This is a genomic window from Microbacterium sp. NPDC055357, from assembly GCF_053644835.1.
On record NZ_JBSHLZ010000001.1, the window covers coordinates 34,184 to 53,396 of the forward strand.

General features: G+C 71.4%; 19 protein-coding genes. 12 read left to right on the forward strand and 7 right to left on the reverse strand.

All coding sequences use genetic code 11. The annotated features are described in order from the left end of the window. Positions 1–380: 380 nt before the first annotated feature. Positions 381–1,994, reverse strand: coding sequence for an L-lactate permease (locus ACWICD_RS00190; protein ID WP_454138940.1), 1,614 nt, complete (start codon positions 1,992–1,994; stop codon positions 381–383). Positions 1,995–2,202: 208 nt separating this feature from the next. On the opposite strand from ACWICD_RS00190, the gene ACWICD_RS00195 reads away from it, so the two are divergent. Further along, positions 2,203–3,771: an SLC13 family permease gene (locus ACWICD_RS00195; protein WP_454138941.1), complete on the forward strand. Its 1,569-nt coding sequence runs from the start codon at positions 2,203–2,205 to the stop codon at positions 3,769–3,771. Between the two features lie 27 nt (positions 3,772–3,798). Here the strand turns inward: ACWICD_RS00195 and ACWICD_RS00200 are convergent, their stop codons facing one another. After that, positions 3,799–4,410: a MarC family protein gene (locus ACWICD_RS00200; protein ID WP_454139225.1), complete on the reverse strand. Its 612-nt coding sequence runs from the start codon at positions 4,408–4,410 to the stop codon at positions 3,799–3,801. Between the two features lie 153 nt (positions 4,411–4,563). Here ACWICD_RS00200 and ACWICD_RS00205 point away from each other — a divergent pair, with 153 nt between their 5' ends. The 6 genes from ACWICD_RS00205 (at position 4,564) to ACWICD_RS00230 (ending at position 9,817) form a co-directional block, all read left to right on the forward strand. Further along, the gene (locus tag ACWICD_RS00205; RefSeq protein ID WP_454138942.1) at positions 4,564–5,376 is read left to right on the forward strand and encodes a transposase; all 813 of its coding nucleotides are present in this window, start codon (positions 4,564–4,566) and stop codon (positions 5,374–5,376) included. A 162-nt stretch (positions 5,377–5,538) separates the two neighbouring features. Continuing rightward, entirely contained in the window at positions 5,539–6,375 is an 837-nt protein-coding gene (locus ACWICD_RS00210; protein WP_454138943.1) for a MarC family protein, read from the forward strand. Position 6,376: 1 nt separating this feature from the next. Next, a complete protein-coding gene (locus ACWICD_RS00215) occupies positions 6,377–7,246 on the forward strand; it encodes a class II glutamine amidotransferase (RefSeq protein WP_376130823.1) in 870 nt (289 codons plus the stop codon). 28 nt (positions 7,247–7,274) lie between these two features. Then, positions 7,275–8,474 carry a cation:proton antiporter gene (locus ACWICD_RS00220; RefSeq protein ID WP_454138944.1) on the forward strand — a complete coding sequence of 400 codons (1,200 nt, stop codon included), beginning with the start codon at positions 7,275–7,277 and terminating at the stop codon, positions 8,472–8,474. Beyond that, positions 8,471–8,956, forward strand: a complete 486-nt coding sequence (locus tag ACWICD_RS00225; RefSeq protein WP_454138945.1) for a glutaminase — start codon at positions 8,471–8,473, stop codon at positions 8,954–8,956. Before ACWICD_RS00220 ends, ACWICD_RS00225 begins: the two co-directional genes overlap by 4 nt. 54 nt (positions 8,957–9,010) lie before the next feature. Next, positions 9,011–9,817 carry a tryptophan-rich sensory protein gene (locus tag ACWICD_RS00230; RefSeq protein ID WP_376130832.1) on the forward strand — a complete coding sequence of 269 codons (807 nt, stop codon included), beginning with the start codon at positions 9,011–9,013 and terminating at the stop codon, positions 9,815–9,817. A 1-nt stretch (position 9,818) separates the two neighbouring features. Here the strand turns inward: ACWICD_RS00230 and ACWICD_RS00235 are convergent, their stop codons facing one another. After that, entirely contained in the window at positions 9,819–10,559 is a 741-nt protein-coding gene (locus ACWICD_RS00235; protein ID WP_454138946.1) for a glutamine amidotransferase-related protein, read from the reverse strand. A gap of 200 nt (positions 10,560–10,759) precedes the next feature. On the opposite strand from ACWICD_RS00235, the gene ACWICD_RS00240 reads away from it, so the two are divergent. Genes ACWICD_RS00240 through ACWICD_RS00255 form a run of 4 tightly spaced genes read left to right on the forward strand, consistent with a single transcriptional unit; the run spans position 10,760 to position 16,060 of the window. Next, positions 10,760–11,377, forward strand: coding sequence for an RNA polymerase sigma factor (locus tag ACWICD_RS00240; RefSeq protein ID WP_454138947.1), 618 nt, complete (start codon positions 10,760–10,762; stop codon positions 11,375–11,377). Beyond that, complete coding sequence (locus ACWICD_RS00245; protein ID WP_454138948.1) at positions 11,367–11,837, forward strand: hypothetical protein; 471 nt, start codon at positions 11,367–11,369, stop codon at positions 11,835–11,837. Before ACWICD_RS00240 ends, ACWICD_RS00245 begins: the two co-directional genes overlap by 11 nt. Positions 11,838–11,856: 19 nt before the next feature. Next, positions 11,857–13,533: a S8 family peptidase gene (locus ACWICD_RS00250; RefSeq protein WP_454138949.1), complete on the forward strand. Its 1,677-nt coding sequence runs from the start codon at positions 11,857–11,859 to the stop codon at positions 13,531–13,533. A 37-nt stretch (positions 13,534–13,570) separates the two neighbouring features. Next, positions 13,571–16,060 (forward strand): CHAT domain-containing protein, encoded by a 2,490-nt coding sequence (locus tag ACWICD_RS00255; protein ID WP_454138950.1) that lies wholly within the window; start codon positions 13,571–13,573, stop codon positions 16,058–16,060. 461 nt (positions 16,061–16,521) lie between these two features. On the opposite strand, the gene ACWICD_RS00260 is transcribed toward ACWICD_RS00255, so the two are convergent. The 3 genes from ACWICD_RS00260 to ACWICD_RS00270 all read right to left on the reverse strand — a co-directional run bounded on the left by ACWICD_RS00260 (position 16,522) and on the right by ACWICD_RS00270 (position 17,797). Then, entirely contained in the window at positions 16,522–17,232 is a 711-nt protein-coding gene (locus tag ACWICD_RS00260) for a LysR substrate-binding domain-containing protein (RefSeq protein ID WP_454138951.1), read from the reverse strand. 57 nt (positions 17,233–17,289) lie between these two features. Then, positions 17,290–17,460 carry a hypothetical protein gene (locus tag ACWICD_RS00265; RefSeq protein WP_376130928.1) on the reverse strand — a complete coding sequence of 57 codons (171 nt, stop codon included), beginning with the start codon at positions 17,458–17,460 and terminating at the stop codon, positions 17,290–17,292. A gap of 82 nt (positions 17,461–17,542) precedes the next feature. Then, positions 17,543–17,797: a hypothetical protein gene (locus tag ACWICD_RS00270; protein ID WP_376130925.1), complete on the reverse strand. Its 255-nt coding sequence runs from the start codon at positions 17,795–17,797 to the stop codon at positions 17,543–17,545. A gap of 43 nt (positions 17,798–17,840) precedes the next feature. Here ACWICD_RS00270 and ACWICD_RS00275 point away from each other — a divergent pair, with 43 nt between their 5' ends. Further along, positions 17,841–18,296, forward strand: a complete 456-nt coding sequence (locus ACWICD_RS00275; protein ID WP_454138952.1) for a MarR family winged helix-turn-helix transcriptional regulator — start codon at positions 17,841–17,843, stop codon at positions 18,294–18,296. A gap of 439 nt (positions 18,297–18,735) precedes the next feature. Here the strand turns inward: ACWICD_RS00275 and ACWICD_RS00280 are convergent, their stop codons facing one another. Beyond that, positions 18,736–19,143 carry an LbetaH domain-containing protein gene (locus ACWICD_RS00280; RefSeq protein WP_376130920.1) on the reverse strand — a complete coding sequence of 136 codons (408 nt, stop codon included), beginning with the start codon at positions 19,141–19,143 and terminating at the stop codon, positions 18,736–18,738. Positions 19,144–19,213 lie beyond the last annotated feature (70 nt).

The following is a 19,213-nucleotide window of genomic DNA, read 5'->3' on the forward strand; positions in this document are numbered from 1 at the left end:
CCCTCCGCGCCCCGCCGTCCCCACCGCCCCCGCCGCCCGTTGACTTGCGCCTTGTGCTGAGATCTTTCGGCGTGTCGGCGACAGAGGCCGCAAGTGGGCGGGTGGGGAACGGGGCGGGCGGATGCTGCTCCAACCACCACCGCCACCACCGCCACCACTTCCCTCCGTCCGTTGACTTGCGCCTTGTGCGGAGATGTTCCGGCGTGTCGGCGACACAAGCCGCAAGTGGACGAGGGGGAATGGGGCGGGCGGATGCTGCTCCACCACCGCCACCACCTCCCTCCGCCCGTTGACTTGCGCCTTGTGCGGAGATCTTTCGGCGTGTCGGTGACAAAGGCCGCAAGTGGACGGGTGGGAACGGGGCGGGCGGATGCTGCCGGTCAGTGCGGCAGCACGAGCGAGAGGGCGAACACCCACACGCAGATGAAGGCGAGCATGCCGAGGCTGTACTTGACGGATGCGCGCAGAATGTCGCCCTCGCGTCCGGTCAGGCCGACAGCACCGGCCGCGATCGCGATCGACTGCGGTGAGACGACCTTCGCGACCGTGCCGCCGGCGGTGTTCGCGGCGACCAGCAGCGTCGAGTCGACGTCGATCCGCTCGGCGGTGATGGTCTGCAGGTGCGCGAACAGGGTGTTGTTGTTGACGACCGAGCCGGTGATGAAGACGCCGAACCACCCGATGATCGGCGCGAAGAGCGGAAACAGCATGCCCACCGCCGCGAGCGCGTTGCCGATCGAGGCCGAACCGCCCGAGTAGTTCGCGATGTTCGCGACGATCAGGATGAGCGCGATGAGCACGATCGGCCGCCACAGCTCGCGCACCGTCGCGGCGAACTGCGCGCCGAGCTGAGACGCCGACAGCTGCGGTGTCGTGAAGAAGGTGATGAGCACCGCGATGAGGATCGCCGTGCCCGTCGCGTTGATCGGCGTGAGCGCCCAGGTCGTCGTGACCGCAGTCTCGGCGCCCTCAGGACGCACGACGCCCGTGATGCCGGGGATCGGCACGGTCACCACGAGCCAGGACAACGGCCCGTCCGCGGCGAAGAGGGACTTGAACCAGGGGATGCTCCACACGAAGATCACCCCCGTGAGGATGTAGAACGGGCTCCAGGCGACGACGACGTCGCCGAACTCGTGCTTCTCGATGGCGGGCGGCTCGCCCCCGTCCTCGCGGTAGATACGCTTCGGCTGCCACGCTCGGCCGATCGCGAAGATCGCGACCATCCCGAGCAGACCCGGCACGATGTCGGCGAGCTCGGGGCCGAGGAAGATCAGGATGCCGGCCTGCGTGCCGCTGTACACCGCGCTCACTCCGAGCGTCGCCGGCCAGGTCTCACGGATGCCGCGCCACCCGTCGAGGATCATGACGAGGATGAACGGCACGGCGAAGGTCAGCAGTTGCAGCACGACCACCATGTCGAGCGTGAGGTCCATCAGCTCGACCTCGCCGACCTGCGCACCGACGATCACCGGGATGCCGATCGCACCGTACGCACCGGCCGCCACATTCGCGACGAGCGACAGCATCGCCGCCTTGATCGGGCCGAACCCCAGCTGAACCAGCAGCGCCGCGCAGATCGCGATGGGCACGCCGAAGCCCGCCGCACCCTCGAGGAACGCGCCGAAGCAGAAGCTGATCAGCAGCACCTGGATCCGCTGGTCGGGGGAGATGCCCGAGATGCTCGCGCGGATGACGTCGAAGCGACCGCTCGCGACGGCCAGCTTGTAGAGCCACACCGCCATCACGATGATGTACGCGATGGGCCATACGGCCGTGAGGATGCCGAGCAGTCCCGCCCCGGCGATCGAGCCGACCGGCATCCCGAACGGCCACAGGGCGACGAGCACCTGCAGGCCGACGGCGATGAGCCCGGCGGTGATGCCCTTCAGCTTGAACACGACGAGGCACACCAGGAACACGAGGATCGGGGCGACGGCGAGCAGGGCGGACAGCCAGAGCTGTCCGGTCGGGTCGATCGACTGCATCCACATGGGCGGCTCCTGCTCTGGACGGTCAGCGCTGACCGCCACGCTAGCGGCGGCGCCGCCAGCGGGGGGAGACGGGACGAAGTCAGGCGCAAACACGACGTTCCGACGCCGTCCTCCCGCTCCGTGCACGGTGTGAGGCGGCTTCCGTCACACCCGGTCCTGCCCGTCGCACACCTGCCGCACCGCGGGCCGCGTGAGTACGCTCGGTCGCGTGGACCCCGTCGTCGCAACGCTCGTCATCCTCGTGCTCGCGGTCATCGGGTTCGTCAGCAACAGGGTTCCCCTCGGCGTCGTGGCGATCGGGGTGTCGCTCGCACTGTTCTTCACGGGCGTCCTCACGCTTCCGCAGGCGCTCGCCGGATTCGGCGACCCGATCGTGCTCTTCATCGCGGCGCTGTTCGTTGTGAGCGAGTCGTTGGATGCGACGGGGGTGACGGCGTGGGCGGGTCAGGTGGTGATGGGTCGGGCGGGCACAGGACGCCGACGGCTTCTGCTCGTCGTCGGCGTGCTCGTCGCCGTGCTCACGGCGTTCATCAGCCTCAACGGGGCCGTCGCCGCCCTGCTGCCGCTCGTGGTGGTCGTCGCCGCGCGTGCCGGCATCCCGACCTCGCAGCTGCTCATGCCGCTCGCTTTCGCGTCGCATGCCGGATCGATGCTGCTCCTGACGGGGACGCCGGTGAACGTCATCGTCTCGTCGATCGCCGCAGACAGCGGAGGACGCCGGTTCGGCTACTTCGAGTTCGCGCTGGTCGGGCTGCCGCTGCTGGCGGGCACCCTCATCATCATCGGGCTGTTCGGCTCGCGGCTGCTGCCCTCGCGCAACGGCGCGCTCATGCCGACCGACCTGGCCCGGCATGCCCGGCTGCTGCGCGCGCAGTACGACGTCACCCTGGACACCGGCACGATGCTGGGGCCGGTCAACGGCGTGACCGAGGTCGTCGTGCCGCCGCGCTCTCCGCTCATCGGCGCGCGGCTGTGCACCGGCATGGCGACGCCGAGCGGCGACCTCGTGCTGCTCGCGGCGCGGCGCGGCACGGAGCATCTGACCGGACAGGACATCGTCGTGCAAGCCGGCGACGCCCTCTTGCTGCAGGGCACGTGGGACGACCTCGCGCGCCACACCGAGTCGCCGGCGGCATCCATCATCCCCGTCGACGCGCCCGCCCGGCTGCGACGCTCGGTGCCGCTGGGCAGACGCGCCCCGGTGGCCCTCGCCGTGCTCGCGGCGATGGTCGTCGCCCTGGCGACGGGACTCGTGCCGCCCGCCGCCGTCGCCCTGATCGCGGCCTGCGTCCTGGTGGTCACGCGCACGGTTCCGGTCGCGCAGGCCTATCAGGCGATCCCCTGGACGACGATCGTGCTCATCGCCGGCATGATCCCGCTCGCGACGGCGTTCATCCAGACCGGCGCCGCCGACCTGATCGCGGGAGGCCTGCTCGGGATGATCGGCGACGGCGGCGCGCAGGTGGCGCTGCTCGCCCTGTGCCTGGTGACCGTCGTGCTCGGCCAGCTCATCAGCAACACCGCGACGGTGCTCATCGTCGCGCCCGTCGCCGTATCGATCGCCGCGACGCTCGACGTTTCGGTGCAGCCGTTCATGATGGCGCTCACGGTCGCCGGCGCGGCGGCGTTCCTCACGCCGATCGCGACGCCGGTCAACCTCATGGTGATGGAGCCGGGCGGCTACCGCTTCGGCGACTACTGGAAGCTCGGGCTGCCGCTGGTCGTGCTGTTCCTCGTGGTCGCGGTGCTCTACGTGCCGCTCGTGTGGCCCTTCTGACGCCGGTCGCGCCGCGGCATCCGTCGGTCAGCCGCCCAGCCCCGGCCAGATCTTCGGCATCGCGGTCAGGATCTGCTCGACGCAGATCGCGAGCAGGATGAGGCCGAAGAGCTTCTGGAAGATGTCCATGCCCGCGGGGCCGAGCGCTTTGGCCAGGTAGGGGCCGAAGAAGTAGATGATCGCCGTCGCGACGGCCGACACCAGTACGATGAGCAGCCCCCACAGATAGTCGAGCAGGGCAGGGTTGTCCTTCGCGAACGCGATGACGAGGGCGATCGCGCCGGGGCCGGCGACGACCGGCATCGCGAGGGGAACGATCGCGGGATCGCCGTCGTTCTGCTTCGGCAGGATCGACCCGCTTCTGGTCATCATCGCCCACGCGATCGTCGAGACGAAGAGGAATCCCGCGATCTTGAGCGAGGGCACGTTGATGCCGAAGAACTGCAGGATGAGCGAGCCGAGCACGAGCGAGACGGCGAGCACGGCGAACACGCCGACCCCCGTCATCAGCGCGACCCTCCGCTGCTTCGCGACCGTCATGCCCTCGGTGACGCTCAGGAAGACGGGCAGAGTCCCGACCGGGTTGCAGATGGTGAACAGCGCAACCCCGGCCGTGATGAGCGCGGTCTCGTCGATGATCCGGTCCTCTCGTCGCCGATCACCCTAGCGAGGCGCTCCGAGTCGCGTCCACGCCTCCAACAGCACGCGGCGCAGGATCCGCTCGAACTCGGCACGGCCCGATCGCGGCGGCACCGTCCTGCAGTCGCACGGTCCAGGACGCAGAATGGGGGTGTGGGAGCCGATGACGTCGACGACATCGCCGCGGAGCTGTACGTCCTGCCGCCGGACGAGTTCACCGCGGCCCGCAACGCACGCGCGACGGGGCCGCACGCGAGGTCGGTGAAGGCGCTGCGCAAGCCCACGGTCGCGGCGTGGGCGGTCAACCTGCTCGTTCGCGACGGGCAGCTCGCCGAAGCGGTCGAGCTGTCGGCCGCACTGCGCGACGCGCAGGACGACCTCGACGCGGCGGAGCTCGCGAAGCTCGGCCGCCAGCGCCGCGCGCTCGTCGCCGCCCTCGCGGGAGAGGCCGTGCGCCTCGCCGAACAGGCCGGGACGACCGTCAGCGCCGCAGCACGCGACGACATCGAGAAGACCATCAATGCCGCGATCATGGATGCTGCCGCAGCTTCGGCCGTCCTGACGGGACGCCTCGTGAAGCCGCTCGAGGCGGGCGCGATCGGCGACCTCGCGGGCGCTGTCGGCGGGTCGCTCGCCGGCGTCCCGCGGCCGGCGCCTCGCGACGACCTCGCCGAGCGCCGTGCCCGCAAGGCGGCCGAGAAAGCCGCGCGCGAGGCCGAGCGGCTCGCGGGCGAGGCGGATCGGGAGCTCCGCCGTGCCGCCGCACAGCGCGAGAAGGCGCAGGAGCGCGTCGATCACCTGTCCGAGCGCATCGAAGACCTGCGGCGCGACCTGCACCGGCTCGAGGCCGACGCCGAAGCCGCCGACGAGCAGCTGCGCCTCCGCGACGCCGAGTATGCCGCCGCGGCCGAGCAGGCCCGCGCGGCCGAGAAGAAGGCGGATGCCGCGCGCGAAGCGCTCACCTGAACCGCCTCGGCGGGCATCGGGTGCCCCGATCCGCGGCACGTCCGGGCGGTGAGGGTGAGACGATCCGTGCCAGATCCGCGTGTCCGCGACGCCGGTGCCGGGCTGCGCCCCGCCGGGCCGCCATGCTGGTGCTCACGTGCATCGGCACGGGCAGGAGGAACCATGGACTCCCATATCGTCGGCTTCGTCGCGGTCTTCGGTGCGATGTTCGCGATCGCCAATCCCTTCTCGGGCATCCCGTTCTTCCTCGGCTACACCGCGCCGCTCACGACATGGCAGCAGAAGCTGCTGGGCGCCGTGCTGACGGTCGCGACGGTCTGGGTCGGCGGCGTCATCGTGCTGTACGCGGGCAACGCCGTGCTCGGCTTCTTCGGGATCGACATCGCGGGACTGCGGGTCGGCGGCGGTTTCGTCATCCTGCTCTCGGGCATCGCGATGATGAACACGCACGCCGACGACACGAAGAAGGCGGGGCGCAGCCTGTGGCGGGTCGTCCACGACCTCGTCAAGCGCGGACACACGGCCGTGCACGCCGCGGCATCCGTGCACGCATCATCGACGGATGCCGCATCCTCACTCGCGACGAACGCGGTCAAGGGCGGGCCGGACGCCGTTTCGACGGCCGTGACGCAGGCGGTCGCGGGATCGGCGCCGCCGCCGCCCACGAGCGAGGAGTCCGCCGCGGGCCGGCGAGCCGCGTTCCTGACGCTCATGTTCCCGTTCGCGGTGCCGATGATCCTCGGACCCGGTTTCATGTCGACGATCCTGATCGCGACGGCCGACAACCCCTCACTGACGGTGCTGCTGGCGCTCACGGTGAACGTCGGGATCGCGTTCGTCGTCTTCCTGCTCGCTACTCCGATCCGGGCCGTGCTGGGCACGTTCGGCATGAACATCCTGCTGCGCCTGGTCGGTCTCATCGTCATCGTGCTCGCGTTCGAGATCATGGCCGCGGGCCTCGTGAAGCTGTTGCCGGGTCTGGCCGGGGCGGCGAGCTGACATGTGCCGCTGGTTGGCCTATCTGGGAACGCCCGTCGCCCTCGAAGACGTGCTCGTCAAACCCGACCACTCGCTCATCGACCAGAGCCTGCTCGCGCGCGAGCTGTACCTGCCGGGCGCCGCGATGGCATCGCAGTTCCGCCGCCGGGCGTTTCCGACCAACGGAGACGGGTTCGGTATCGCGTGGTCGGGTCGCGGCGGCGCGCTCGGTCAGTACCGCCAGATCACGCCAGCGTGGGACAGCCGCAACCTCAGGGACCTCGCCGCCCACATCGAGTCGGGATGCTTCCTGGCCCATGTCCGCGCGGCGCCCGGCGGCACCATCTCGGAGCAGAACACGCATCCGTTCGTGCACGACGGGTGGATGTTCCAGCACAACGGCGAGATCAGCGGGTTCGATCAGGTGCGCCGTGAGCTGACGTTCGAGATCGATCCCGGTCTATACCCCCGTCTGCTCGGCACGACCGACAGCGAGGTGTGTTTCTTCCTCGCTCTCACCTACGGCCTCGCCGCCGACCCGGTCGCCGCGCTCACCCGCATGGTCGGTCGCGTCGAGCGGGCGCGGAAAGAGCACGGCATCGCGGAGCCGTTCCACGCCACGATGTGCGCGTCCGACGGTGATCGGCTCGTCGTGCTGCGGTGGACGAGCCCCGACGCGGGGCCGGCTCCCTCGCTCTTCCACAGCGTCGGGCCGGAGACGCTGCACGTGGCCACGGGTGTCGTCGAGCCGCTGCCCGCCGACGCTCAGATCGTCGTCTCCGAACCGCTCGAGCTGCACTGGAGCAGGCGGCACTGGCAGGAGGTGCCCGAGGCGACTGTCGGCGTCTTCACGCGAGGCGCGCCGCCGCGGTTCTCACCGCTCGTCGTCTGAGCGGACACGGCATCGCTAATGTGATGCCGTGGACGATCTCGAGCCGACGCTGCTGGTGATCCCGCTGCTCGCTGTGCTGGCTCCGATCCTCGCCCGAGGGCTGCACCGCTGGGTGCGCATCCCCATCGTCGTGTTCGAGCTCGTGCTCGGCATCGCGGTCGGTCCGAGCCTGCTCGGCTGGGCGCAGCCGTCGGCGTTCGTCGACACCCTCGCGCAGTTCGGCGTCGCGATGCTGTTCTTCGTCGCGGGGACCGAGATCGACGTCGCGTCCTTCCGCGGTCGCGGCGGCCGCACGGCGGGCGTCGGCTGGCTCGTGAGCCTCGCCGCCGGCATCGGCCTCGGCTGGATGATCGCGCCCGGCGAAGCCGCCGTCATCATCGGCGTCGCACTGTGCTCGACCGCGCTCGGCACGATCCTTCCGATCCTGCGCGATGCGCGCGAGCTGCGCACGCCGTTCGGCCGGGCGGTGGGCGCGGTGGGAGCGGTGGGCGAGTTCGGGCCGCTCGTGGCGATATCGATCTTCCTCGGCGGACGCGACCCGGGGCTGTCGACCGTGGTCCTCGCCCTCTTCGCCGTCGTCGCGGGCGCGGCGATCTGGCTCGCGTTCCGCGTGCCCGTCGGAGCGATGCACCGCGCCGTGAACGCCACCCTGCACACGTCGGGACAGTTCGCGATCCGGTTGGTCTTCCTCGTGCTCGCCGCCCTCGTCGTGTTGAGCATCGTGCTCGACCTCGACATGCTCCTCGGCGCATTCGCCGCGGGCATCGTGTGGCGTCTCATGATGCGCGATGCCGCGCCTGCCGACCGCGAGGCGGTCGAGAGCAAGGTCGAGGGGGTCGCCTTCGGCTTCCTCATCCCGATCTTCTTCATCTACACCGGCATCACGTTCGACCTCGATGCTCTGCTCGCCGAGCCCCTGCTGCTCGCCGCCGTGCCGGTCACCGCTCTCGTGCTCGTCATCGTCCGCGGCATCCCGTCGCTGTTCGCGGCGCCGGACGGGTCGTCCCGCCGCGACCGCGTCGCCCTGGGCCTCCTCGGTGCGACGGGACTGCCGATCATCGTCGCCGTGACCGCGATCGGCGTCGCCGAGGGCGTGCTCACGTCGGCCGCGGCGTCGGTGCTCGTCGGCGCCGGCATGCTCTCGGTGCTCGTCTTCCCCCTCGTCGCCATGGCGCTGCGTCGCCCGCAGCCCGAAGAGACCGTCGTGCCGTCCGAGGCCGAAGCGTGAGCGTCGCGGCGATCCTCGCCGACGCGCGCCGGCGGCTGGCGGATGCCCCGCGCGAAGGGCTCGGCGAACAGGTCCACCCGCGCCGCATCCTCGGGATCGCTCGGGCGCCGCGGATCGTGCCGCGGGGTTCGGCATGGCGCGTGGGCGTGCTGCTGCTGTCAGAGGACGCGGTGTATGCCGTCGGCGACATCCTGCGGGCGCGCGAAGAGGTGCGCCGCGGATTCACGGCCGAAGCGCAGCGCCGCCGCGCAGCCCTGGCCGCGGCCGCCCGCCGCGGTGGATTCGCCGAGGGCGCGACCGTGCACATCGGCTGGCGGATGCTGGATCCTGTCGCCGTCGATACGGGTGGGGCCTCCGGTCCTCTCGCGCTCGTCGATGGCGTGCCGAGCGTGAAGTGGAGTGCCTCGGGGGGCTACACGCCGCTGCAGGGCTACCTCGATGACCGCATCGCGCTGCTGCTCGACCACCCGCTCGATGGGTGACTCGCCACGTGTCAAGCCCCTGACCGCACGCGCGGGATTCCGTACGCTCGCAGGATGGCCGCTTCGTCGAAGGACCTCACCCGCCAGATCGCCGTCATCTCCGCGACCGTGTTCATGGTCATCTCCTCGCTCGCCGGCAGGGGGCTGATCGGCGACACCCCGGTCGAAGACGCGCAGGGCGGCGCGCTCGATTCCGACGCGACGCTGCTCACCCCCGCCTCGACGGCGTTCGCGATCTGGAGCGCCATCTACGTGCTGATGATCGGGTACGCGATCTGGCAGGCGCTGCCGAACCAGCGCACGCGCGAGAGGCAGCGTGCCATCGGTTGGTGGATCGCGCTGTCGGCCGTGCTCAACGGCGTCTGGATTCTGCTCGCCCTGTATACGACGCTGCTTGTGAGCGTCATCGGCATCGTCGCGCTGCTCATCGTGCTGTGCATCGCCTTCCAGCGCACGGTGGCCTACCCCGCCGAAGGCTTCCTCGATTCGTTCCTGACCGACCTGAGCGTGGGGCTGCATCTGGGGTGGGTGTCGCTCGCGACGGTGGCCAACGTGTCGGCCTGGCTCACCGAAGAGGGTCCGGCCGAGTGGGCTGATGCCGGAACGCCTATCGGGGTCGCCGTCGTGATCGTCGTCGGGCTGATCGGGCTCGCCGTCGCGTGGCGGTCGGGTTGGCATGTGTCCCCCGGTCTCGCCCTCGCGTGGGGCCTGGGGTGGGTCGCCTACAACCGACTTGCGCTCGAACCCCGTGACACCGCGATCGGTGTGACGGCGATCATCGTCGGCGTCCTCGTGATCCTCGTACCGGTGGTCGCGACGCTCGCCAGCCGCGTCGTCGGCGCCCGCAACGCCGAGGCGTGAATCAGGCCGGCCTGAACCGTTTCGCGAACGCGCGCAAGAGACGCGGGGGCTCGGTGACGGATGCCGCCAGCACGCGCCCCGCGACGACGTCGTAGTCGTCGGTGTCGAAGTAGCCGTCGTCGCGGTACACCGCCATGCGATCCACGAGCGCGCGCGGGGTGAGCTCGGGGTGGAACTGCGTCGCATAGAGGTTGTCGCCGACGCGGTACGCCTGCACGGGGCAGGCCTCGTTCGTCGCGAGCAGGACCGCCCCCGGAGGGGCGACACCGGCGCCCTCCTTGTGCGCCGTGAGCGCCGTGAACCGGTGCGCGAGGCCGCCGAAGAGGGGGTCCGTCGCGCCGTCATCGGTGAGCTCGACGACCGTGGGCCCGGTGTCTTCGGGGTGTGCGCGGCTGACTTCGCCGCCGAGGAGCCGCGTCACGATGCCGATGCCGTAGCACGTGAACAGCGACGCGGTGCGGCCCTCGAGCGTGGCCTGCGCGAGCTCGGCGAGTTCGCGCTCGACGCGCAGCTGCGTGTCGGGCTTCGTCGATTCGGGGTCGGTCACGCTGAACGGGCTGCCGCCGACGACGAACCCGCTGTAGCGCTCGAGGGCGTCACCGGGCAGGGGCGCCCCGACGAGGTCGTGCGAGTCGATGCCGTCGACATCGAGCCGTGCCCCGGCCCGGAACGACTCGTACTCGGCCTCGGCGGCCTCGCGCTGCGGTCGCACGCAGACATAGAGCAGAGGGGCGGTCGTCATGGCGCGAGTCTAGGTCGACCCGTGCGGGGTTGCGAGTCGGACGCTGTGTCGCCGCACGGGGCTGCGGCGCGACCCTGAACAGTCCCAGACGTGAGCGTGCTGCGCATCCCCGGTATAGAGAACCCCGTTCCGCGCTGCTCGGGCCGATGTATCAGACTCGGGGTTTCGTGCTCTGGATCGGTGTGGACACAATGGGCGTCATGACGCACACCGGCTCCGAGGCATCCGCCCCTTCGACCGAGCCGAGTCGCTGGGAGCGCGCCGCCGACCTCTTCGAGAGGTGGCGGGCGGGCGATCGTCGCTCCATGGACGATCTCGTGCGCCTCATGACACCGGTGCTGTGGCACGTCGTGCGTGCGTACGGCCTCGAACGCACGCTCGCCGAAGACGTCGTGCAGACGGCCTGGCTCACGCTCGTGCGCCGTCACGCGACGATCACGCAGCCGCGTGCCGTTGCCGGCTGGCTGACGATGTGCGCGCGCCGCGAAGCATGGCGGGTGAGCAGACTGCACAGACGAGCGGATGCCACCGATGCCGACACCCTCGAACCGCACCTGCCGACGGGGGAATCCGCCGAGCGCACGGCCGTGCGCGACGACGAGACCCGCCGGCTGTGGGCGGGCGTCGGCTCGCTCGATGAGCGATGTCGCCGGCTGCTGCGCGTCGTGGCGTTCGAGGAGCGCCCCGACTACGCACGCATCGCCGAGGACCTGTCGATGCCGGTCGGATCGATCGGGCCGACCCGACAGCGGTGCCTCGGCAAGCTCCGCAAGAAGCTCGAGGGCGAAGGATGGGGAGAGGGCCGTCATGGCAACTGAGGATTTCGCCGCGGACGCGGCACTGTTCGCACGACTGCGCGGCGTGTGGGAGGCCGTCGATCCCGCACCGGCCGATCTCGTCGACCGCATGGTCGCGGCCGTCGCGGTCGAGGACCTGTCGCACGAGTACGCGCTGCTGACCCTCGTCGAGGCGTCGGAGCGCGCAGCCGTGCGCACCGGGAGCGACGCCTCGACGCTGCAGTTCAGCGACGGCACGACGACCGTCCTGCTGCACGTCACCAAGGCGGCCGGGCAGACCCGCCGCATCGACGGCTGGGTCGACGTCCCCGCACTCGCCGTGCGGTTGGTCCAGGATGGACACGAGGAGACGGCGCAGTCGAGCGAGCACGGACGGTTCGCCTTCGCCGACGTCGCCGCCGGCCTCTGGCGGCTGCGGCTCGCGGTGAAGGATGCCGCGGGCGACATCCGCGACTTCCAGACCCCGCAGTTCGAGGTCTGACCCGACGAAAGGCGTGCTCATGGCGGACGACCCCGGCTTCCGGTCCTGGCGGGAGCGTGAGGCGGCCGCGCTGCCTCGCGGTGTCGCGCTGGATCCGCGGCGCGACCCGGTTCCCGGGATCCCGGCCTTCGGCACGGTGTACGCCGCGGGGCACCTGATCATCTCGGGCGAGCCCGGCGACGCGCACGCGGTGCTGCGGGAGGCCGCCGCCGAGCTCGGCTGGGACGTCGAGCTCGAGACCATCCGCAAGAACGGCGAGCAGCTCACGCGGGCCCGCATCGTGCAGGCGCCCAACCCGCAGCGCGACGACGAGCCCGTGCCGCCGATCGACGCGTGGCGGCTTCTGCAGCACGCGCGCCGACGAGCGCTCGAGCCGCGCCGCAAGAAGCGAGGAAAGCGCGACGAGGACCCGCAGCTGGCCGACGCGAAGCGCCGCATCTCGCTCGCGGCATCCCGATCCCTCGATCGCTCGGTGCGGGAGCGGACCGCCGAGTCCGAGCGCGACGCCATCACGGGCGACGCGGCCCTGCGCCGCACGGGTCTGGACCACGTGCTCTCGGTCGCGCCGATCGGACTCAACCCGCACGGCAAGACGAACCCGCACGGCAAGACCAATCCGCACGGCAAGACGAACCCGTCGGGTACCGACGGATACGCCTACCCGGGCACGGGCGGCCTCGAGGTCGTCGACTACATCGGCCCGGCACCCGTGCGCACCCGGCCGCTCGCCCGCGGCGGGCGCCGCCCCGTCATCGCGTACTTCGACACGGGATGCGGCGTGCACGACCCGTGGCTGCCGCCCGAGACCGGATCCGGCGACATCGTCCGGCGACGTCTGCCGTCGCCCACGCGCCCCGGCGAGGTGATCGGCGTCGAGGACCCGCTCACCGACCCCGAGGTGTACGGCGATCAGACCGGTCCGCGCGACGGCTACCTCGACGACGCTGCCGGCCACGGCACGTTCGTCGCCGGCATCCTGCGGCAGGTGTGCCCCGAGGCCGACCTCGTCTCGATCCGGGTCGCCGACAGCAACGGCACGGTGCTCGAGAGCGAACTCATCGACGCGGTCGAAGAGCTCGCGGTGTGGGCCGAGAGCAATCCGCTCGACGTGGTCAACCTGTCGCTCGGCTACTACCACGAGACCCCCGAGGACGGCCTGTTCTCACTGCGGCTCTATGACGCGCTGCGGCGCCTGCGCGCGCTCGGGGTCATCGTCGTGTGCTCGGCGGGCAACGACGCGACCGACCGCCCGACCTTTCCCGCGGCGCTCTACGGCTGGGGCGACACCGATCTCGGCATCACCGAGAAGAAGGGGCTCGCGCGGCACCTCGCGGTGGGGGCGCTCAATCCGCAGCGCACGTCGGTCGCGCTGTACAGCAACATCGGCCCGTGGGTGAACGCCTACGGACGCGGCACCTCGGTGCTCAGCGCCTTCCCCGCCCTGATGGGCGGCGTGCAATCGGGGTCGAGCGCCGACCTGCTCGGTCGCCGGCGGCAGAGCCTCGACCCCGACGACTACTCGGCGGGATACGCGATCTGGAGCGGCACCTCGTTCGCCGCACCCTACGTCGCGGCCCGCATCGCGACGGCGCTCGTGCCCGGGCTCATGGCGAACTCCGCGCACAAGCCACGCGACATCGTCGGGAAGGCGCTCGCCGAGATCGCGGCCGAGGACGGCTCGCGCATCGAGCCCTGACGATGCGCGGCCCGCCGCGACGGGCCATCATGTGAAGGTGACCGCGAGCGCCGAAGACCTCTCCGCGCGCGGTGTCGAGCTCGTCAACGCGGGCCGGTACACCGCGGCCCGGGCGGTGCTGGCGGATGCCGCGGCCGCGGCCGCGCGCGACGGCGACAGCGACGTGCAGGCCAGGGTGACCGGCACGACGGCGTACCTGCTCGCGCGACTCGGAGATGTGGACGGCGGCGTCGCGCTGTGCCGCCAGGCGATCGCGCGCACCGACCTCGGCCAGGACACCCGCGCGATCCTCGCGGGGCAGATGGGTGCGCTCGAGCTCGAGCGAGGCGCGCTGGACAGCGCCGTCTCGTGGCTCACCGACGCGATCGACGCCCTCGACGGCGACCCCGTGCGCTCGGCCAACATGCGGATGAACCGCAGCGTGGCGGACATGCAGCGAGGACGGTGGGAGGCCGCCGCCGACGATCTGCACTGGGCCGAAGCCGCCTACCGGGCGGCAGGTCGCGCGCTGGAAGCCGAGCAGGCGGTGCACAACCGCGGCTATGTCGCGATGCTCTCGGGCGACCTCGTGACGGCGCTGTCGCTCATGCAGTCCGTCCGCGAGCCGCTCGATGGGGAGTCCGACTTCTGGGCGGCCGTCAATGAGCTCGACCACGCCGAGGTCCTGCGCGACGCGGGGTTGCAGACCGAGGCGGAGCACGCGCTCGCGAACGTCGTGCATGTCCTCGGCCGGCACCGCGCGCCCGGCGAGCGCGCTCGCGCCGAATACCAGCTCGCGCGCTCGCTGCTCGATCACGATCCGGCGCGCGCGGCGGCCGTCGCGCACGCATCGGCGCGCCGGTTCCGGGGGCAGGGCAGTCACGCCTGGGCGGCGCGTGCCGACGGGATCCGGCTGCGCGCCCGGCTGTCGCACGGTCGGCTCGACCGCGCGGGGACGCCGCTGACGCCCGGTCGTCCCCCGTCCCCGGTCGCCGTCGCGGCGGTCGTCGAGGCGCTCGAGACGCACGGGTTTCCGCACGACGCCGCCGCGCTGCGCCTGACCGCGGCGCTGGACGCGCTGCGACGTGGTGGGGACCCCGGCATCCGCGGTCCGCGCCTGCGCGCCGGCACACCGCTGGACATCGCGATGCTGTCGCACGAAGTCGCCGCCGAGCGCGCCCGGCGCGCGGGTCGCGAGAGTGACGCGCGACGGCGCGCGGCGCAGGGCATCGACCTGCTCGAGCAGTCGCAGCGGCTCGGGGCGAGCCTCGAGCAGTCCGGCTCGATCGCGCGGCAGGGGCTCGGCCTCATGATGACGGGGCTCGCGTCGGCGTTGCGATCGGGTCGACCCGACATCGTGTTCGAGTGGTCCGAGCGTTCGCGGCACCTGCACACGCAGGTCGTGCCGCTGCGACCGCCGCCCGATCCCGTGCTGGCGTCCGAGCTCGAAGAGCTGCGCCGCATCCGTCTCGCGGACCCGGACGGCGATTGGCTGACCGATGCGCGCGTCGACGTGCTGCGCGCTCGCGCGCGGGAACGGCAGTGGGCCCGAACGCGCACGGCCGCCGTGCACGACCGCGTCACGCTGGGCCGCGCGCAGGCGGCCCTCGACGAGGACACCGTGCTCATCTCGTTCGTCTTCGACGGGCGGGCGTTCGTCGCTCTCGTCGTCGATCGCGATTCGGCCCGGCTCGTCGACATCGACGCATCGCGCGTGCGGACCGCGATCGAAGGTCTGCGCGCCGACCTCGACGTCTCGGCGGCGGTGCGATCGGGCCCCATGGCGGCCGTCGTGCAGCAGGCGCTCGCCGGGCGACTCGAGCAGCTCTCGCACGAGACCGTCGGGCGAGCATTGGCCGGTGCACGGGATCCGGCGCGCGTCGTGCTGACGGCGCCCGGGCTGTTGGCCGGGATTCCGTGGACGATGCTGCCCGCCATGCGGGGGCGCGCGCTCACGATCGCGCCTTCGGCGTCGCGCTGGGTGGCCGAGTCGGCGGCGCGCCCTCGCCGCGCGGCGCGGGCCGTGTTCGCTGCCGGTCCGCGCGTCGCGCGCGGTGACGAAGAGGTCCTCACCGCCGCCGGCACGTGGGGCGAGCACGTCGTGCTGCACGGCGCCGAAGCGACGGTCGCCGCCGTCACGGCGTCGGCGACGACCGCCGACGTGCTGCACATCGCCGCGCATGGCCGGCACGCCGCCGACCATCCCCTCTTCTCCGGTCTCGAGCTCGCCGACGGCACCCTGTTCGGCTACGACGTCGACCTCATCCCGGACGTGCCGCAGACGGTCGTGCTGTCGGCGTGCGAAGTCGGCCGCTCGACGGTGCGCTGGGGTGAGGAGGCGGTCGGCATGACGCGCGTCTGGCTGCACGCCGGCGCGCGGGCCGTCGTCGCGGCTCCCGTCGCCGCCGCCGACGACGTCGCGTGCGAGGTGCTCGGCGCGATGCACGCGGGCCTCGCGGCGGGTGAGACACCCTCGGCGGCGCTCGCGTCGGCGACGTCGCGCACCGGCATCCTCGCGCCCTTCCAAGTGCACGGGACGGGATTCTGAGAAATCTTCTCGGCGGCATGTATCAGCGCGACATGAGGGTGCTCTTCTCATAGCGGACGGTCTATGCCGACGAGACGCAGGGGTTCTCGTCGTCGGGGGCACCGAAGACACTGGGGCGCACGTTCGTGCGTGTCGTCGGAGGCCGATCCGTCGGGGGATGTCGCGGTTCGGATCCGCTCGCGACATCCCCCGGATCACTTGACCGCGAGACTGCAACGGCACGCCGAGACAGCGGGTGAACCCCGCAGTCTCGGCCGCCCGTTGCAGTCTCGCGGCCGGTGCTCCGGCCGGGGCTCCGGCCGGGGCGGGCGGAGCCTCACCACGGGGGAGGGCGCAGGCCAAGGGTGCGGGCCCCTCGCTACGGGCCGGGCCCCGACCCACGGGCCGGGCCCCGCGCTACGGGCCGGGCCCCGCGCCATGTGCCGGGCCCCTCGCCACGTGCCAGGGCGCCGCGCCAGGGGTCAGGAGCGGGACGAGTTCGCCGTGCGACCGCGCACGATGCCGACGAATGTCTCGACCGACGGCGTCGTGCGATCGGCGACCCAGGCCAGGGCCACGGTCGAGGCGGGTCCGTCGCGCAGGGGGCGCGAGGCGGCATCCTTGCGCTGGTGCAGCCGGGCGAGCGACATCGGCACGACGAGGACGCCGACACCCGCGGCGACCGTCGCGATCGCGTCTTCGGTCGTCGCCGGAGTCTCGAAGGCCGGCGTGACGGCATCCGGCACCGTGACGCGCAGTACATCGTCGAGGGGCGTGATCACGACCTCGCCCGCGAGGTCTGCGAGGGTCAGCTCGTCGGCCGCCGTGAGATGGGACTCGCTCGAGGAGACGACGACGGGCACCTCGTCATAGAGCGCGATGACGTGCAGCCCGTCGCGGTCGATCGGCAGTCGCACGAGCGCGGCGTCGACCTCGCCGGCGATGAGCGCCGCGCGCTGGTCGGCGACGGCCAGCGGTACGAGGTCGATCGGTTCATGCGGCATCCGCTCGATCCAGCGATCGACCCACGTGCCGGGCGTCGCGCCCGGGATCATCCCGAGGCGGAAGGGGCCCGTCGAGACCGGGCGGGCCGGAGCGACCTGCGCTCGGGACTCACGAGATGCGGATGCCGCGCGCTTCGACTTCGGCGCCGGCTTGCGCCCATTCCCTCGGGCCTTCGCGCCTTTCGCCATGTGCTCCAGCGTATCGCCGGGGTCCGCCGCATCCTTCCGCGGCGTCGCGAAGAGAGATCAGCGCGGGGACTTCTCGCCGCGGTAGTCGATCGCGCTGGCGGTGAGCGGTGTGGCGAGAGCCGCCGAAACCAGCAGCACTCCGAGGACGAAGAGCACGCCACCGAACTCGGGGATGTTGAACGACAAGCCCATGACGTACATTCCGCCGATGAGCAGGATGAAACTCAACGCAAACAACATCGCGCCACCTCCCTTGGTGATCCTCACTCTAGGGCCGGCGCCCTGTTGAGGCCACCCCGTATCGAAGCCGTCACGGACAGTGCATGAGCGGCTTTGGCCCCGACCGGTCGAACGTGTGCTGATTCACGGGGTGACCGCACAGCGGGCACGCCCGCTCGGCCCGAACGGCGGCGCTCGGCGGGGGCGTCGTCTCGTAGGGCCCCACCGAAGCGGGACCCGCGTATCGGATCAGCTTCGAGTTCCACCACGCGTACCAGCCGCCGGCCTCTTTCACCCGCTGTCGGAGCGGACGCCGCGGCTCGGGTCGGTCGGTTCTCTCGCTCATGATGCTTAGTGTACTAATCATCAGGGTGCGATACAATCCGGGCATGAGCTCACCGTCCACGGACGTCGCCGACGACCTTCTCCTGCTCGAGAACCAGCTGTGCTTCGCGATCGTGACGGCGGCACGCAACATCGTCGCGCTCTATCGGCCCGTGCTCGAGCCGCTCGGTCTCACCCACCCCCAGTACCTCGTCATGCTCGCGCTCTGGGAGCGCTCGCCGCGCTCGCTGCGCGACCTGGCAGAAGACCTGGCCATGGAGCCGGCGACGCTGTCGCCCCTCGTGAAGCGCCTCGAGGCGCAGGGGCGGGTGGCGCGCTCGCGCCGTCCCGAGGATGAGCGGATGCTGGACATCACTCTGACCGAGTCCGGTCGTGCGCTGCGGGCTCAGGCGCTGCGCGTCCCGGAGCAGATTCTCGAAGCGGTCGGGATGGACGTGGCCGACCTCGTGCGGCTGCGCGACGGGCTCGTTCCCTTCGCCGGTCGCCGCCGGTCGGACTGACGGCTCGCACGGGGGCGTGGGCGCTGCTTGCTCCCGGGGTCGTCGTGATGCTCAGCGCGTCGATCGCGGCGACGTTCACCGACCCGCTGACGTGGCGGGCGATCCTCGTCATCTCTCTCGCTGCTCGCGATCCTCGTGGGAGCATCGCGGCGTCTCGCGGCGCCGTTCCTCATCGGAATCGTCGTGCTGCCGGTCGAGAACGTCTTCGCGTTCGCCGTCCAGATCGGACGCGGGATGCGTCGATGCCGTGGTGGATCACCCTCGCGGTCGTCGGCGCCGTGCTGCTCATCATCGCGGTGACCTACGACCGTCGCGCCGGCGTGCAGGCGGGTCTGGCCGCACGGCTGCGCGAGCTCGCCTGAGATGCGGGTTCGGGTCAGGACACCGCCCCGAACGCGGGGGCAGAGCAGGCCGGAACCGCGGCGACGGCGGGTCGGGATCAGGCCGCCAGGCGCAGGCCTCGCTGGTCGGTCGCGACGCGCTCGCCGTCGGCGATCGTCTCGTCGTCGCCGATGAGTGACCCCACGGCGACCCGGGCACCGATGCCGACCTGCGTGCGGATGCCGATCTTCGCGCCCGCGCCGATCGCGGCACCCGTGCAGATGTGCGCGTGCGGCGCGATCTGCGCCTCTGGGCCGATGACGGCATCCGTCTCGACCCACACTCCGCGGCTGACGCGTGCGCCGGCCGCGATCTGCACACCCGGTTCGACATACGCACCCGCCTCGACGACGGCCGACGGGTGCACCTTCGCGCCGTGCGCGACGAGTCCCCGGCCGTTGACGTGCTTGCGGTAGCGCAGCACTTCTCCGTGGTCGTTCTCGATGTCGATGTAGTTCTTGCCCACAGATCCCTCCCGATCAAGCGAACAATGACATAACCTCGCCGAGCCCCGTTCCATTCCCGCGTGGCATACT